Origin of the sequence: Mesorhizobium argentiipisi (SeqCode), from assembly GCF_037179585.1 — a bacterium.
GTDB lineage: Bacteria > Pseudomonadota > Alphaproteobacteria > Rhizobiales > Rhizobiaceae > Mesorhizobium > Mesorhizobium argentiipisi.
In genome coordinates, this window is sequence record NZ_JAPYKO010000019.1 from 45,828 (window position 1) to 61,148 (window position 15,321).

Below are 15,321 nucleotides of genomic sequence, written 5' to 3' on the forward strand. Positions count from 1 at the left end.
AACGCTAACGGGCGTCGCGGCGGGATTATTCCCTTCGCCGTGACGATTTTGCGGGCTGTCCTGTGGTTTCCCTCAGCAGAAAAAGAAAAGCCCCGGCGTGCCGGGGCTCTTCAGTGAAATCGCTCAACCTTTGGCCTTCTCGTACATCTCCAGGACGTGGTCCCAGTTGATCAGGTTGTCGACGAAGGCCTCGAGATACTTCGGTCGCGCGTTGCGGTAGTCGATGTAATAGGAGTGCTCCCAGACGTCGACGCCGAGGATCGGCGAACCGCCATGAACCAGCGGGTTCTCGCCATTCGGGGTCTTGGAGATTTCAAGCTTGCCGTTCTTGACCGAGACCCAGGCCCAGCCGGAGCCGAACTGGGTGGTGCCGGCGGCAATGAAATCCGCCTTGAACTTGTCGTAGCCGCCGAGGTCGCTGTCGAAGGCCTTCTGCAGCGCGCCCGGCAGCTTGTTGCCGCCGCCGCCCTTCTTCATCCACTTCCAGAAATGGATGTGGTTGTAGTGCTGGGCGGCGTTGTTGAAGAGTCCGGCATTCTTGCCGAAGGACTGCTTCACGGCCTCTTCGACCGACAGGTCGCCCATTCCGGCCTCGGCGGCGAGCTTGTTGCCGTTGTCGACATAGGCCTTGTGGTGCTTGTCGTGGTGATACTCCAGCGTCTCCTTCGACATGTAAGGCTGCAAGGCCTCGTAGTCATAAGGCAAAGCGGGCAACTCAAAAGCCATGGATGGTACTCCCTCGAGGAAAAAGTCCGGTGAAACTACCGAGCTAAGATAGGTCTGGAATGGATCGGGGCAACTCCGGAATGGAACGCCGAGCGACTTTTTAGAGCAATTCCGAGAAAAGTGCGAAACGGTTTTCCGCCCGCAATTGCGCAAAACAAACAGATGGAGCGGTTCGCCATTTCAACGAAACGGTCAGCCGCTCCGGCGGGTCAGGCGGCGGAAGCCGAATGCGCCCATTCCCAGTAGAGCTCGCGCGCCTTCTTGGCCACGGGTCCGGGCTGCAGATCGCGGTTCTCGATGCGGGTGACCGGCACGACCTTGGAGTGGTTGCCGGTCGAGAAGATCTCGTCAGCTTCGAGGAAATCGCGAACCGACAGCGTCTTCTCGGTGGTCCTGAAACCGTAGTCGCCGAGCAGGTTGATGGTGCGCGAGCGGGTGATGCCCGACAGGAACGTGCCGTTCGGCGCCGGCGTCATCACATGGCCGTCCTTGACCAGGAAGATGTTGGAGGTTCCGGTCTCGGCGACATTGCCCAGCATGTCGAGCACCAGCGCGTTGTCGAAGCCGCGGTTCTTGGCCTCCAGAATGGCGCGGCCATTGTTGGGGTAGAGGCAGCCCGCCTTGGCGTTGGTGGGCATTGTCTCGATGGTCGGGCGCCGGAACGGCGAGACGCCGACCGAAAAGCCGGAAGGCGGGATCATCGGCGATTCATAGAGGCAGAGGCAGAAGCGCGTCGAGTCCGGATCGGCCGGAACGCCCATATAGCCGCCATGCTCGGCCCAATACATCGGCCTGATATAGACCGCCGTCTTGCCGTCGAATTTCTTCAAACCGTCCCAAGTCAGGCCGACGATCTCTTCCGTCGTCATCGAAGGCTTCAGGCCAAGCGCGATCGCGGAAGCGTTGACGCGAGCGGAGTGCAGCTCGAGGTCAGGCGCGACGCCTTCGAACCAGCGGGCGCCGTCGAAGACGCTGGTGCCAAGCCACATGGCATGGCTGCGCGGCCCCAGTATCGCGACATTGCCTTCGTGCCAGTCGCCGTCCACATAGGTCCAAGTCGCGGTTTGCGCCGCTGCCGCCAGTGTCATATTTGCCGTCCAAACGAGTGATTTCGGACCGGCATAGGACGATGCTTTGAGTGCCGGCGTCAACCGACATGGCCGAAAATCATTGAGGCCAGCGGTACTTACAGAGCGTCGCCTGAAACGGATCGTGCAACGCCCTGTAAGTCTTATGTTTGATGCATGTCGGTTTCTCAAAACCGCTACACACTTTTGGGCGACATGCATTAAAGCGCAATCAGCGCTTGCACGGGACGCATCCTCGCCTCAAAACTCTTGCCATGCATCATGCTGCCTATGTATTCGACGCCTATGGCACGTTGTTCGACGTGCATGCCGCCGTGCGCCGTCATGCCGGCGAGATCGGCCCGGACGGCCAGCTTCTCTCCGAAATCTGGCGCGCCAAGCAGCTCGAATATTCCTGGGTGCGGACATTGATGGGGGGTGCTTACGCCGACTTCTGGCAACTGACCGAGCAGGCGCTGGATTTCGCTTTGCGCAAAGTGCCCTCGGCCGATCCGGCGCTGCGGACGAAATTGCTCGAAGCTTATTGGCGGCTCGATTGCTACCCCGAGGTGCCTGCCGTGCTGAAGGCGCTCAAAGCGTCGGGCGCGAAGCTTGCGATCCTCTCCAACGGCTCGCCGGAAATGCTCGACGCGGCGGTCAAATCCGCGGCGCTCGATCAGATCCTCGACGACGTGTTTTCGGTCGACCAGGTCAAACGCTTCAAGACCGACCCCTCGGTCTACGACATGGTGGTCACCGGCTGGCGGCTCTATCCGGGCGCGGTGTCGTTCCAGTCGTCGAACCGCTGGGACATAGCCGGCGCCGCAAAGTTCGGTTTCCGTACAGTCTGGATCAACCGGACCAATCAGCCGGACGAATACCGCGACTTTCCGCCGGGGCTGATCCTGCCATCACTGGAAGGCCTTCTGGCGGGCGTCTGAGCCTTCTGTTGCTGCAGCGCAACAGCTGCGGCGCGGTCACAGCTTCGCCTTTTTCTGTCCACCCTCAGGCCAGAATTGGAACCGCCTATCGCCGCCGACTGTTATGAATGCCGCCTGCGACGTGCCCGCGAATTCATGCTTTCTTGCGAATTAAGACCTAGAAAAGGCAACCATGTCAGACGTTTCCTTCCGCATCAGCCGCCGTGGCTTTCTCAATTTCACGGCCCTTGGCGCTGCTTCGGCCGCCGTTTCAGCCTGCACCACCACCGGTCCGGCCCCTGCTCCCATCCAGCCGCCGCCGCCCACCTATGTCGAGCCGCCGCTCGGCGATTACGCGACGATGTATGGCGCGATGTCGGACAATGGCTTCGACTTGCCGGCAATTCCGGTGAACAAGATTGATCACCAATTCTTGCGCCAGATCGTTCCCGATCCGACCGGACAGCGCCCTGGCACCATCGTCGTCGATACCACTGGCCACTTCCTCTATCTGGTGCGCGAGGGCGGCCAAGCGATCCGCTACGGCGTCGGCCTCGGCCGCGCCGGCTTCGAATGGTCGGGCGACGCGGTCGTGCAGTGGAAGCAGAAATGGCCGAAATGGACGCCGCCGGACGAGATGGTCGCCCGCCAGCCAGAGCTGACGCAATTCAGCGCCAAGAATGGCGGCATGCCGGGCGGCCTGAAGAACCCGCTCGGGGCGCGTGCACTCTATCTCTTCCAGGGCAACCAGGACACGCTCTACCGCTTGCACGGCTCGCCCGAATGGTGGTCGATCGGCAAGTCGGTATCGTCCGGCTGCGTGCGGTTGATCAACCAGGACATCATCGACCTCTACGACCGCGTGCCGACCAAGACCCCCGTCATCGTGACAGCCAATATCGGCGCGCCCGAAGAGAATATGCCGGAGCGCAAGGCGATCCCGATCGATAATGGCGTGCCGACGGGCTCGATCCTGCTCGGCCCGGTCAAGAATCTCACCAACGAGATTTTCTAAGACCCAGATCGGTCAGCGGTGCTCGGCCAAAATCGTGGCCAGCACTGCAACGCCGCGTCGCAAGGCCTCCGCGTCGAGCCCGGCGTAGCCCAGGATGAAGCCGGCCGTTTCCGGCCTGGGCCCGCTCGGATCATAAAGGGGCGACACGGGATAGAGGCCGATGCCGGCCGCGCGCGACGCGGCGATGATCGCCGGTTCGCGTCCTGCATCGATGCCGTTCATCCAGGCGATGACATGCAGGCCGGTATCGGCTCCGGCGACAGTGACCCGCGGCCCCAGATGGTCAGTCAAAGCCTTCAGCAGGACCTGTCTGCGCTCGGCGTTCTTCCTGCGGATGCTGCGCACGTGGCGCTCGTAGGCGCCGCTCGCCAGCAGCTCGGCCAACACATCCTGCTCCAGCATCGGAGCATGCCGGTCGGTCAGGCGCTTGGCCTCGCTGAATGCCCGGCGCAGGCTGACGGGGACGACGAGATAGCCGAGCCTCAAGGTCGGCGAGAGCGTCTTGGACAGCGTGCCGACATAGATGACCGTGTCCGCGTCCAGCGCCTGCAGCGGCGGAATGGGGCTGATGTCGTGGCGGTATTCGCCGTCATAATCGTCTTCCACAATATAGGCCCCCGTGCCGGCGGCCCAGGCCAGCAGCGACCGCCGCCGTGTCGCCGAAAGCACGCCGCCGAGCGGAAACTGATGCGAAGGCGTCACATAGGCGAGACGGGCCGGCGGCAGCTTTCCCGTCTGTAGCCCGTCCGCATCGACAGGAACGGGCACGGCAATGCCTCCCGCCGCCACGAAGGCGTGGCGGGCGAGCAGATAGCCCGGATTCTCGATCACAAAGGGGTCACCAGGGTCGAGCAGCAGCCGTGCGCAGAGGTCGAGCCCCTGCTGCGAGCCGTTGACGATGACGATCTGGTCCGGCGTGCAATTGATGCCGCGAGCCCGCCAGAGATAGGCCTGAAGCGCATTACGCAGACCGGAAGACCCCTGCGGGTCGCCATAGCGCAACCGCGCGGCCCGGTTGACGATTGCCTTGTTCGACGCCCGCCGCCAGGCCAGCACGGGAAAGTCCGCTCCGGACAGGTCGCCATAGCGGAAATCGGCAATCTTGGCCGGCTGCGCCAACGTCGGTGGGGGCAGGGTCAGTAATCGTTGGGCGAATGCCGACAGGTGCCGTGGCGAAGCGGCCGCGACGGGCGCTTCTCCCGACGCCTTCTCCAGTCCCGGAGCAACGATTGCGCGCGACCCTTGCCGGATGATCAGGTAGCCCTCGGCGTCGAGTTGGCTGTAGGCCGCGGTCACCGTGGTCCGCGACGCGCCCCATTCGGCGGCAAAGGCCCGCGTCGACGGCAAGCGATCGCCGGGCCTGTAGGCGCCGCTGTGGATCTGCGCCTTGATGGCCGCGATGATGCGGCGCGCCACGCCGTCCTGCTCCAACTGGACCACTAAAAACCTTCAAAACTGGATGTTCCAGGCAAGCCAGCTTTCCGGCATCTTGCTGTGCAACGCAAGGAGTTTTCATCATGTACATCCCGCCTGCCTTCCGTGACGACGATCAAGAGAGCCTAATGGCCACGATCCGCGCGGCGCGTCTGGCGACGCTGATCACCGCCACGGCGGAAGGTCCGTTGGCGACGCCGTTGCCGCTTTTGCTCGACGAGAACGAGGGCGAGCATGGCGTGATCTATGGCCATGTCGCAAAGGCAAATCCGCAATGGCGGGTGCCGCTGGTGGGCGATGGCTTGGCGATCTTCATGGGGCCGGACGCCTATGTGACGCCCGCCTGGTATCAGACCAAGCAGGAGACCGGAAAGGTCGTCCCGACCTGGAACTATGTCGCCGTCCATGCCCATGGTCCTGTCGAATTCTTCGAGGACGCCCATAGGCTGCTCGAGGTCGTGACCCGGCTGACCAATCTGCATGAAGGCGGGCGCGCCTCGCCCTGGGCCGTGTCGGATGCGCCAGCGGATTTCATCCAGTCGCAACTGAAGGGCATTGTCGGTTTGCGCATGCCGATTACCCGGCTCGAAGGCAAGCGCAAGATGAGCCAGAACCGCAACGCCGCCGATCGCGCCGGTGTTATTTCCGGCCTGTCATCGAGCGACCGTCCGTCGGACCGCGAGGTCGCGCCACTCATCCCGGTGTGAACGGCGCCAGGGCCGACGGATCGCCGCAGCCGCTCGAATTCCGCTGCCTCTCGTCAGGTGCAGACCCACTCGCGGATCTTGCACTCCTTGTTCTCGCCTCCGCACTGGGCCGTCGCCTTGTCCTCGGCTTCGCGGCGGGTCGTTGCCGACGCTGCACCCCAGAACGGCGTCGCCGCGCCACGGCTCTTGCCGACCGAGAGCGCCGCGCAGTGCTCATAGGGAAAGCCGGTGCCGTCGTCATCGTCCCAATGGCGATGGTTGCGGAATACTTCGACCACCCGGCAGCCCTTGCCGTCCGCGTTCTCGCAATGCTTGAGCGCGATGTCTTCCGCCTCCTGCCGCTTGTCGGCGCCCCAGAAGAAGCCGTGACGGCCGTCGCCCGGTGAATAGGCGATCGCGCCCCAGATGCCCTTTTCTTCGCTCGCCGACGCTGGCGGTGACGGGGCGACCAGGTCAGCGGCGTTGCTCGCAATCGTAAGCCCGGCGAGCGCCGCAAGCAGCGGGATCGAAAGGCGGGGATTGATCAGCATCTTCGTGCTCCAGTTGCAGCTATTCAGCAGTCGACCGTCATGCCCGGCTCTAGCCGCCCATGCGCGCGACCGAGACGACGATGCAAGTGTTGCCGGTCGGGACCAGCAGCGCCTGGCCGGCATTGTCGGCCAGGTTGAAAAGCATCGAGTTCGAAAGATTGTCCGCCAGCAGGCTGCCCTTCGGAAGCGTCCCGGCGACTTCCTGGCAAGAGCGAGGGAACGGCGCCACGCGCACGAACCCGCCCTCGCAGCTCTGGCCGAGAGGCGAGGCAAAAACGACGCCCGCGGCCTGTGTCTTGTAGTTCGGCAGGTTGTAGCTCATCCCGGCGACGGCCTGCACGGCGTGGGTGTCGGGCGAAGTGTTGTCCCATTGCGTCTGGATCGCATAGGTCGACCCGGCAGTCAGAGCCTGCCCCACCGTGGCAAAGAGATTGGCGCAGGTGCGGACGCCTGCCTGCGCGACATGCGCCTGAAAGGGATTCTTGTTTGCCGAGGCGTCGGCCGTTGCGGGCACGGCTTCCGCCGGCTTGCCCTGCATGGGCGCCTGCGCCTGCGCGGAGGCCGTGCCCGCGACGAATGTTCCAAGCGCGGGATAGAGGCGGAACGACAGGACAACCGCCGCCGCGACCAAGACCGCGAACGCGCCGAGCAGCGCCGTGTTTCGCACCAGGCGCCGGCCTGGCGAACGCTGTGGCGGCGGACTTGCCGGCGGCTCCGGCAGCGCGACCGGCTGGGAGTGCGTCAGGATTCTGTCCTCGATGGATTGGCGTGTCATCTCAAAGTCTTTCTAGTTGATGGCCGACAGCGCGGTCTTGAGTCCCTTGAACGGGGCATCGAGGCTGACGGTCGCTCCAGACGGCAGGGAATAGGAAACCTGGACGGTGGTCTCTTTGCCGATTTGCTCGCGAAGCACCGGGCCGACGGGCACATAGCCGACGCAGACCGACGCATCGCAACCCTGCAGTTGAACGTCGACCGGCTGTTTGCGGCCGGTAAGTCTCAGCGAAAGCTTGCTGCCCTTACCTGCCGCGCTCGGAGTCCGCAATATCATGAAGGGTTTGCCTTTCTCGTCGGCCGCGAGCGACCAGCTGAAGACCAACGCCTGGCTTTGGTCGATGAAAGACTGGCCGATGTTGCAAACCTTCTTCCTGGCCTGCAGGTTCTCGTCGCAGATCAGCGTCCAGTTCTCGAACGGACGAGTGGTGCGCTGATAGTCGCCAAGCTTCACGCCCGCGGGCACCGCGACGTCGGAAGGTTTTATCCGATAGGCAGGCTGGGCCGCCTCCTGCCCGGCCGCGTGCGGGCCGGACAGAAGGAGGCAAGTCCCGGATATCACGGCAAGGGCCGTCTGCCTGGTCATCAACGAGCTCAGTTCAAGGTAAAGCTGACGCCCGCGCCGACACCCCAGTGCCCGCCCGCCGTCGTGCCCGAGACGTTCGCTCTCGCCCGGCCGTCCTCGCTGGTGTAACCGGCGCCGAACGCCACGGCGCCTTCGCCGCGCCAGTAGCCGCCGCCGGCCGCCACGCTCAACTTGCCCGGACGGTCGTCATAGCGCAGCGAGGCGGCCGCAAGGCCGATCGCGGCGGCCTGGCGCGCCTCGCCCCGAGCCTCGCCCATATCCATGTTGAGCTGGCTGAGCTTGGAGTCGGTGTAGGCATTGGCCTGCTGCAGCGTGGTGGCCGCCACCTGGTTGGTGTAGGCCTTGGAGTTGTCGAACGTTGTCGCCAGCCCGTTATTGAACTGTAGGACGTTGACCGCGTCGGTGTCGGCGGTACCGGCACCCACATTGTGGATGACGACGGGCGCATTCACGTCGCCGCCGACGAGCGTCAGCGAATTGGACTTGGTGCCGTCCGGGTTCTTGTCATACTGGACGGCGAACTCATTCAGATTGCCGACACTTCCCTGCACTGCTTCGACAGCCTGGTTGGTCGCGTAGAGCTGGCTGCCGTTGATGGCGTCGGTGGAGGAGGCACTGATCCGCCCCGCCGCCACGTTGGTGACGGTGCGCTCGTTGCCGACGCTGCCGACGCTAACCGTGCTCGTCGGAGCGGTTCCGGCGAAGGTGTAGTTGACGCCGTTGATTGTCGTGCCGGTGGTGGCGACTGCCGCGGCGGTCGTCGAGCCGGCGCCGAGCGCGACGCTGCCCGGCTCATTGGCCGTGGCGCCGGCGCCGAGCGCCATGGACTGGGCGCCGTTGGCGGTCGAGTTGGTGCCAAAGGCGATGCTGTCAGCCTGGTTGGAGGTCGCGTTCTGGCCGATCGCGATACCGCCCGGCGCGGTCTGCTGGACGATGGCGCCGTTGCCCATACCGATGCCGTTGTCGCCGTTGACGGTGGTGCGCGGGCCGATCGCGACCGACTCCGCGCCGACCGCCAGCGAGTCCGGGGCGGACGAATTGGCGTGGAAGTACATGGTCCCAGTCACCGCGAAGGAGCTCAGCGCGCCCTTCAGCTGGCGAAGCGTGACCGCGTCCTGGTCCTGGGTGCCGTCGGCCACGTTGATGATCTGGCGATAAGCGGTGGAGGTTCCCACCGAGACGGCGCCGAGCAGGGTCATGTCCGCGGTGTTGTAGGGAATGAGGCCGGTGCCGGAGAGGATCGATCCCGACACGGGCGCGACCGCGCGATCCGAGACCGAGCCGGAGCCAAGCGCCACGCCGTCGGCGATGGTGACCGCTGTGCCGCGGCCGAGAGCCAGCGAATTGGCGGCGGATGCCGTCGCCTGATAGCCGAGCGCCGAGGAGCCCACCCCTTGCGCGAAGGCATCGGTGACCGGCAGCGTGGTGTCGTTGGTGCGCACGTAGCGGATGCCGTCTCCATTGGCGTCGGTGTAGGCCGTCGAGGTGTCGCCGGCAAAATTGTTGATCGTGTTGCCGAGAGTGGTGATGTCGGCGGTGTTGGCGGCGATGTCGGTGGTGTTCTGCGTCACCTGCTGATTGGTGGCGAAGAGCTGCGAGCCGTTGACGGCATCGGTCGAGGAGTTGCTCAACCGCCCGGCTGCGACATTCTGGATCTGGCGCTCCGCGCCCACCGAACCGACCGAGAACGCGCCGGCAGGCGTTCCGCCGGCGAAGGTGTAGTTCACTCCGCCGATCGTCGTGCCGCCGACATTGGTCGTGGCGCCCGATACGGAATTCAGGCCGATCGCCACGTCGCCGGCATTGTTGGCGACGGCATTCGGGCCAATCGCGACGGAGTCCGTCCCCAGGGCCTGGGAATCGGCAAGCGTCGAATTGGCGTGGAAATACTTGATTCCCCCGCCGGTGTTGATGTTGTTGATCGTGTTGCCGAGAGTGGTGATGTCGGCGGTATTGGCGGCGATATCGGTCGTGTTCTGCGTCAACTGCTGGTTGGTCGCGAACAGCTGCGAGCCGTTGACCGCGTCGGTCGAGGAGTTGCTCAACCGCCCGGCCGCGACGTTCTGGATCTGGCGCTCGGCGCCCACCGAGCCGACCGAGAATGCGCCGGCCGGCGTTCCGCCGGCAAAGGTGTAGTTCACACCGCCTATCGTTGTGCCGCCGACCACCGTCGTGGTGCCGGACACGGAGTTCAGGCCGATCGCCACGTCGCCGGCGTTGTTGGCCACCGCGTTCGGGCCAATCGCGACGGAGTCCGTCCCCAGAGCCTGGGAATCAGGCAGCGTCGAGTTGGCATGGAAATACTTGATGCCCGCGCCGGTGTTGATGTTGGTGATCGTATTGCCAATGTTGGCGATATCGGTCGTGTTCTGCGTCACCTGCTGATTGGTGGCGAAGAGCTGAGAGCCATTGATGGCATCGGTCGAGGCGTTGCTGAGCCGGCCCGCCGCGAGATTGGTGAGGGTCCGCTCCGCGCCCGGAGCGCCGATGCTGACGGTCGATGTCGGAGCCGTTCCGGCAAAGCTGTAGGCCGTCCCGCCGATCGTCGTGCCACTGGTGCCGACCGCTGCGGCGGTCACCGAGCCGGAGCCGAGCGCCACGTCGCCGGAGCTTGCCGCCGCAGTCGCGCCATTGCCCAGCGCGACATTGCCCGCGAGACCGGCGGCGCCCGCGGTGGAGCCGTTGCCCAGCGCCACCGAGCCCTGCCCGATCGCTTTGTTGTTGTTGCCGATCGCCACCGCGCCGGCGGCCTGATTGGCGGCGGTGGCGCTGGCCGTGCCGTCGCTGTTGGCGATGTTGTTGGCGCCGCCGGTGAAGGCGCCGGTACCGCTGGCATAGCTTGGATCGCCGATGGCGACCGCACCGTCACCAAAGGCTTCGTTGCCGTAACCGATGGCGACCGCCTTGCCGCCGTCGGCCACCGCGCCCGTGCCGATCGCGACGGAATCAGCGGTGATCGCGCTGGCGGCGGTGCCCATGGCGACCGCGTTTACGTCCTGTGCCACCGCGCCCGATCCAACTGCCGTCGAGCCTGCCGCTGTCGAGGCGGCCGTCGTGCCGATGGCGATGGAATCGTTACCGCTGGCAGTGGAGGAACGGCCACCCGCGAACGCATTGGCACCGGTGGCTTTGGAGGCGGAACCAATCGAAGCGGAGTTCGCTCCCGACGCATTGGCGCCGATGCCGAGTGCGGTGCTGGCTACCCCGCCGGCGCTGGCGCTGACGCCGGCAGCAAGCGAATTGTCTCCTGCCGCGTTGGCTCCAGACCCGAACGAGGAGGCATTTGCGCCGCTGGCAACGGCGGTGTTGCCAACCGCGGTGCCGGCGGAGCCGCTCGCAATTGAAGCACTGCCCATCGCGACGGCGAAAGCGCCGGAAGAGAGCGAATTGGTGCCGATCGCGATGCTATTCGGTAGCGCCGTGTTGGCCTGAACGCCCGCCTGCGCGCCCAAGCCGAGTGCGATGGACTGGTTGCCCCAGGCGCTCGCCGTGTTGCCCATCGCCGTGGCGCTCGTTCCCGTTGCCTTGGTCAGTATGCCTATGGCAACGGTGTTTTGCTGAGACGCCGTCACATCCGTGCCAAGGGCGATGGCGCCCTGCGCAGTAGCGCCCGCTCCCGCAAGAGTACGCCCGCCGATATTGATGGAGTTGATCTGTGTAGCGACCGCCTGGAAGCCGATGGCGACGGCATTCTGGTTGCTTGCGATGGCGCTGTTACCTTGGGCAATCGAATCCACGCCGGATGCTGTTGCCCCGAACCCGAGCGCGGTCGCGCGCAGCCCGGTCGCGCGGGTAACAGTGCCGATCGCCGTGGAGTTCACTCCGTCGGCACGCGCATTATTGCCAAAGGCGGCCGCGCTTGTGGTTGCAACCGAATTGACGCCAATAGCGCTTGCTCCGTCCCCGTTGGCCTTGGCGTTCCCGCCAACGGCGAGGGCATTGACGCCGGTTGCGCCTGCGAAGACACCTATGCCTATGGAGTTGAGGCCATTGACACCCATCGCATAGCCGATGGCAATCGTGCCGTCGCCCGTTGCGCTGTTGGAGCTGCCCAACGCCACGCTGTTATTGCCATTCGTCGCGGTGCCGTTACCGATGGCGACGGAGTTGCCGCCGGTCGCCGAACCGCCGCCCGCGGCATATTGCGCCAGCGCCGGCGTGGCGAGGCCGAGCGCGGCGATTGCCGCCAGGCCGCCGAGCATGCTGGCCGGGCTCATGCCGCAGGCCAGAGCCGAACGCGCGTTGCCGCCGCTGCCCAGTGTTCCGAGACCCATATTCTTGCGACCGAGGCCAAGCACTCGATGCGCGTTGCGCAGCGCCGCCATCAGGCGACGACGGAGCGAGCGGCAGTCGGTGGCGCCGGAAATCCAATTGCCTGCGAAGCGAGCCGACCCGCGCCGAGTGATACGTTCTTGCCTGAAGTTCATTGCGAGAATGCCTCCTTTGGTGGGTCGCGCTCGACAACGGCAGGTTCCGCCGACCCTGCCGCCGAAGCGTGTCTGCTCGAAAATGGGATGATCACATCGGCGCCGCGCGCGAGCAGCGCATGGCCCTGCTTCTCTCCGATCGCCTCGACGCGATCGAGCGTGTTTTCAAGCCAGGCGTCACCGGCCTCGGGAACAGCCCGGAGCGCCGCGGCAACCCGCTCGCTTGGGATCAGCCGCTCGAGATAGGAGCGCACCGCCGCCAGATGCACGGCAGGCGCGTCATGCGCGTGAACGACAGCCGTGAGGCCATAGAGATAATGGGCCAGCAGCATGTCCTGCTTGGCCAGGGGCACGCCATCTCCATAGCGCTTCTCAAGCGTCCTCGATGCCGACTCCAGCCAGTAACCGATCTCCTCGGAAAGGCTCCGGCGAATCGCCGTGTCGTCGCTCATGTCCCCTCGGCCAGCTTAGAATCCGAATACCGGATTTGCTGCAGAAAGACAGGTTTTCGGGGCTTCGTATTCCAACAAATTGCTGTTTATCTGAAAATATACCGCAGATCTTTCATAGGTTAACGCGAAATTACTTTAGTAATACCTTTTATAAGCCGACCCATAGATAACCGCGCCGGGAATTAGCCCTGCCTGCCGGCCCGCGATCGAACCTGCCTCTCTCGCACCTGCATTGGCGTCACGTCGCGATATTTCTTCATCGTGGTGGTGAGGTGGCTCTGGCTCGAGAAGCCGCTCAGATAGGCGATGTCCGTGATCGACATGCGCCTGTCGGCCAGCAGCTTCTCGGCAAAGTCAAGGCGAAGGGCAAGAACATATTGATGCGGCGTAACGCCGAACGTCTTGGAGAAAGAACGGGCGAAATGGTAGGGCGACAGCCCGCACACAGCCGCCATCTCAGCGAGCGAAAGCTTGCGCGAAAAGTTCTCGCTCAAGAATTGCTCCACGAGGCGAGTGTGGCCGGTCGACAACCCGCCTTTCGCGTTCAGCAGCGGCCGCCTTTCAGCAGGAATTTCCGAATACCAGGCCGGCAGATCGTCGTCTCGCCGCAACTCGGACTCCTGATGCTCCGCCCTCCGCAGCCTGGGCCCAACCCTAGAGCGCGCTTTCGGTTCCCTGGCCACAATGATTCGTGATCGCACGTGCTGTCGGCGCCATTGAGTTTGCCCCCCGGCAACAGCACGTCAAAGGCCATGATTTGGCCCATTCGGTATTTCATGAAATTGCGGTTCCGCCGGGAAAAGTTCCCTTGCGAAAAGTTTTAGCTGCCGCCGAAGCGGCTCGCCCCTCGACGAGTAAGATTTGATCGTCGAGGGGTAACGAGGACAGCTTTCCGGGGCGGCGCATTTCCGTAACGGTTTCGCGCGACGGCAGGCGCGTCCTCGCCTGATGTCGAAGGTTGCGGCGCGATCCGCGTCGCGTTCCGCCTTTCGCTTTAACGCCCTCGCGCCAGGCTTCCCAAAATCCCGCGCACGATGGCGCGGCCGACGGAGGAGCCGACCGAGCGCACCACCGATTTGATGGCAGCTTCGGCCACGGTCTGGCGGTTGGAAGACCGCCGGCCCGATGTTCCCGAAACATCGTCGAAACCGGGAATGGTCCAGCGCGACCCGCCGCTGTTCTGCTGCTTTGCCTGCGCCTCGGCGTCCTGCGCCTCCTTGGTCTTCTTCTGCAGCATTTCGAAGGCTGATTCGCGATCGACGGCCTCGTCGTACTGGCCGGCGACCGGGCTCTCGGCGATGATCTTGCGGCGCTCGTCGGGCGTGATCGGTCCGAGTCGCGATGACGGTGGCCGGATCAGCGTGCGCTGGACCATGGCCGGCACGCCCTTGTCCTCCAGCATCGAGACCAGCGCTTCGCCGGTGGCGAGCTGGGTGATGGCGGTGGCGCAGTCGAAATCGGGATTGGGCCGGAAGGTCTCGGCCGCCGTCCGGACTGCCTGCTGCTCGCGCGGCGTATAGGCGCGCAGCGCGTGCTGGACGCGGTTGCCGAGCTGGGCCAGCACCTTTTCCGGAATATCCAGCGGGTTCTGGGTGACGAAATAGACGCCGACACCCTTGGAGCGGATGAGCCGCACCACCTGCTCGACGCGGTCGATCAGCACCTTCGGCGCGTCCTCAAACAAAAGATGCGCCTCGTCGAAGAAGAACACCAGCTTCGGCCGGTCGAGATCACCAACCTCGGGCAGTTCCTCGAACAGCTCCGACATCAGCCAGAGTAGGAAGGTGGCGTAGAGCCTGGGGTTCATCATCAATTTGTCGGCGGCCAGAACGCTGATCGCGCCGCGGCCGTCGCGCGTGGTGCGCATGATGTCGGCGATGCGCAGCGCCGGCTCGCCGAAGAAGTTCGCCGCGCCTTGGCTCTCCAGCACGAGCAGCGTGCGCTGGATGGCGCCGACCGAAGGCTTGGTGACATTGCCGTAGCGTGCGCTGAGTTCGTCGGCGCGCTCGGCGATGTTGGCGAGCAGCGCCTGCAGGTCCTTCAAATCAAGCAGCAGCAGGCCTTCCTCGTCGGCGATGCGGAAGGCGATGTTCATGACGCCCTCCTGAGCTTCCGTGAGGTTCATCAGCCGCGACAAAAGCAGCGGCCCCATCTCGGAAATGGTGGCGCGGATCGGATTGCCCTGCTCGCCGAACAGGTCCCAGAAGATGACTGGAAATTCCTGGAACTGGTAGGGATCGAGCTTTACCTGCTCGGCGCGCTTGACGAGGAAATCCTTGACCTCGCCCATCATCGCTATACCGGAAAGGTCGCCCTTGATGTCGGCGCAGAAGACAGGCACGCCGGCATTCGCAAAGCCCTCGGCCAGGATCTGCAGGCTGACGGTCTTGCCGGTGCCCGTGGCCCCGGTGACGAGGCCGTGGCGGTTGCCGTAGCGCAGCAGCAGCTCTTCGGCGCGCTGATAGGAATCGTCGGGCTTGCGGCTGGCGCCGATGAAGATGCTGGTCTCGTCAGCCATATCCGGTCTCCGCAATCTGTTTCGCTCACGGCCTCACCCGACGTATAGTAACGCCAGTCGCATGCGGCAATGCCCGGTATCGATTTGGGGTGCATCGAATTTGGCCTTTGGCGCTTGCGGATTTTGCGCATGTTTGGCAATCGATTGGCTGGCCGCGAGAACCGG

The 15,321-nt window shown here is 64.4% G+C and carries 13 protein-coding genes; 3 read left to right on the forward strand and 10 right to left on the reverse strand.

Going from position 1 to position 15,321, the window contains the following annotated elements; genetic code table 11:
- Positions 1-123 precede the first annotated feature (123 nt).
- Together O7A05_RS23400 and O7A05_RS23405 are read right to left on the reverse strand one after the other, a co-directional pair.
- Positions 124-726, reverse strand: a complete 603-nt coding sequence (locus O7A05_RS23400) for a superoxide dismutase (protein ID WP_337095304.1) — start codon at positions 724-726, stop codon at positions 124-126.
- Positions 727-935: 209 nt separating this feature from the next.
- Positions 936-1,814, reverse strand: coding sequence for a branched-chain amino acid aminotransferase (locus O7A05_RS23405; protein WP_337095305.1), 879 nt, complete (start codon positions 1,812-1,814; stop codon positions 936-938).
- A 254-nt stretch (positions 1,815-2,068) separates the two neighbouring features.
- Here O7A05_RS23405 and O7A05_RS23410 point away from each other — a divergent pair, with 254 nt between their 5' ends.
- Positions 2,069-2,734, forward strand: a complete 666-nt coding sequence (locus O7A05_RS23410; RefSeq protein ID WP_337095306.1) for a haloacid dehalogenase type II — start codon at positions 2,069-2,071, stop codon at positions 2,732-2,734.
- Positions 2,735-2,906: 172 nt separating this feature from the next.
- The gene (locus O7A05_RS23415) at positions 2,907-3,728 is read left to right on the forward strand and encodes a L,D-transpeptidase (RefSeq protein WP_337095307.1); all 822 of its coding nucleotides are present in this window, start codon (positions 2,907-2,909) and stop codon (positions 3,726-3,728) included.
- A gap of 12 nt (positions 3,729-3,740) precedes the next feature.
- Here the strand turns inward: O7A05_RS23415 and pdxR are convergent, their stop codons facing one another.
- On the reverse strand, positions 3,741-5,144 hold the full coding sequence (pdxR, locus tag O7A05_RS23420; protein ID WP_337095308.1) for a MocR-like pyridoxine biosynthesis transcription factor PdxR: 1,404 nt from the start codon (positions 5,142-5,144) through the stop codon (positions 3,741-3,743).
- Positions 5,145-5,245: 101 nt separating this feature from the next.
- On the opposite strand from pdxR, the gene O7A05_RS23425 reads away from it, so the two are divergent.
- Positions 5,246-5,869: an FMN-binding negative transcriptional regulator gene (locus O7A05_RS23425; protein WP_337095309.1), complete on the forward strand. Its 624-nt coding sequence runs from the start codon at positions 5,246-5,248 to the stop codon at positions 5,867-5,869.
- A 53-nt stretch (positions 5,870-5,922) separates the two neighbouring features.
- Here the strand turns inward: O7A05_RS23425 and O7A05_RS23430 are convergent, their stop codons facing one another.
- The 7 genes from O7A05_RS23430 to O7A05_RS23460 all read right to left on the reverse strand — a co-directional run bounded on the left by O7A05_RS23430 (position 5,923) and on the right by O7A05_RS23460 (position 15,156).
- On the reverse strand, positions 5,923-6,399 hold the full coding sequence (locus tag O7A05_RS23430; protein ID WP_224588129.1) for a DUF4189 domain-containing protein: 477 nt from the start codon (positions 6,397-6,399) through the stop codon (positions 5,923-5,925).
- 49 nt (positions 6,400-6,448) lie between these two features.
- On the reverse strand, positions 6,449-7,174 hold the full coding sequence (locus tag O7A05_RS23435; protein WP_337095310.1) for a hypothetical protein: 726 nt from the start codon (positions 7,172-7,174) through the stop codon (positions 6,449-6,451).
- A 12-nt stretch (positions 7,175-7,186) separates the two neighbouring features.
- Positions 7,187-7,759, reverse strand: a complete 573-nt coding sequence (locus O7A05_RS23440; protein ID WP_337095311.1) for an invasion associated locus B family protein — start codon at positions 7,757-7,759, stop codon at positions 7,187-7,189.
- An 8-nt stretch (positions 7,760-7,767) separates the two neighbouring features.
- On the reverse strand, positions 7,768-12,084 hold the full coding sequence (locus O7A05_RS23445; RefSeq protein ID WP_463151564.1) for a YadA-like family protein: 4,317 nt from the start codon (positions 12,082-12,084) through the stop codon (positions 7,768-7,770).
- A 98-nt stretch (positions 12,085-12,182) separates the two neighbouring features.
- On the reverse strand, positions 12,183-12,638 hold the full coding sequence (locus tag O7A05_RS23450; protein WP_337095313.1) for a hypothetical protein: 456 nt from the start codon (positions 12,636-12,638) through the stop codon (positions 12,183-12,185).
- Between the two features lie 182 nt (positions 12,639-12,820).
- The gene (locus O7A05_RS23455) at positions 12,821-13,132 is read right to left on the reverse strand and encodes an AraC family transcriptional regulator (protein ID WP_337095314.1); all 312 of its coding nucleotides are present in this window, start codon (positions 13,130-13,132) and stop codon (positions 12,821-12,823) included.
- A 500-nt stretch (positions 13,133-13,632) separates the two neighbouring features.
- Positions 13,633-15,156 (reverse strand): helicase HerA-like C-terminal domain-containing protein, encoded by a 1,524-nt coding sequence (locus O7A05_RS23460; RefSeq protein WP_337095315.1) that lies wholly within the window; start codon positions 15,154-15,156, stop codon positions 13,633-13,635.
- Positions 15,157-15,321: the final 165 nt, after the last annotated feature.

What these genes read in the sequence shown, in the direction of transcription:
- O7A05_RS23400 (WP_337095304.1), bottom strand. Translation starts at nt 726, where the DNA reads ATGGCTTTTGAGTTGCCCGCTTTGCCTTATGACTACGAGGCCTTGCAG.
- O7A05_RS23405 (WP_337095305.1), bottom strand. Translation starts at nt 1,814, where the DNA reads ATGACACTGGCGGCAGCGGCGCAAACCGCGACTTGGACCTATGTGGAC.
- O7A05_RS23410 (WP_337095306.1), top strand. Translation starts at nt 2,069, where the DNA reads ATGCATCATGCTGCCTATGTATTCGACGCCTATGGCACGTTGTTCGAC.
- O7A05_RS23415 (WP_337095307.1), top strand. Translation starts at nt 2,907, where the DNA reads ATGTCAGACGTTTCCTTCCGCATCAGCCGCCGTGGCTTTCTCAATTTC.
- O7A05_RS23425 (WP_337095309.1), top strand. Translation starts at nt 5,246, where the DNA reads ATGTACATCCCGCCTGCCTTCCGTGACGACGATCAAGAGAGCCTAATG.
- O7A05_RS23430 (WP_224588129.1), bottom strand. Translation starts at nt 6,399, where the DNA reads ATGCTGATCAATCCCCGCCTTTCGATCCCGCTGCTTGCGGCGCTCGCC.
- O7A05_RS23435 (WP_337095310.1), bottom strand. Translation starts at nt 7,174, where the DNA reads ATGACACGCCAATCCATCGAGGACAGAATCCTGACGCACTCCCAGCCG.
- O7A05_RS23440 (WP_337095311.1), bottom strand. Translation starts at nt 7,759, where the DNA reads ATGACCAGGCAGACGGCCCTTGCCGTGATATCCGGGACTTGCCTCCTT.
- O7A05_RS23445 (WP_463151564.1), bottom strand. Translation starts at nt 12,084, where the DNA reads ATGGCGGCGCTGCGCAACGCGCATCGAGTGCTTGGCCTCGGTCGCAAG.
- O7A05_RS23450 (WP_337095313.1), bottom strand. Translation starts at nt 12,638, where the DNA reads ATGAGCGACGACACGGCGATTCGCCGGAGCCTTTCCGAGGAGATCGGT.
- O7A05_RS23460 (WP_337095315.1), bottom strand. Translation starts at nt 15,156, where the DNA reads ATGGCTGACGAGACCAGCATCTTCATCGGCGCCAGCCGCAAGCCCGAC.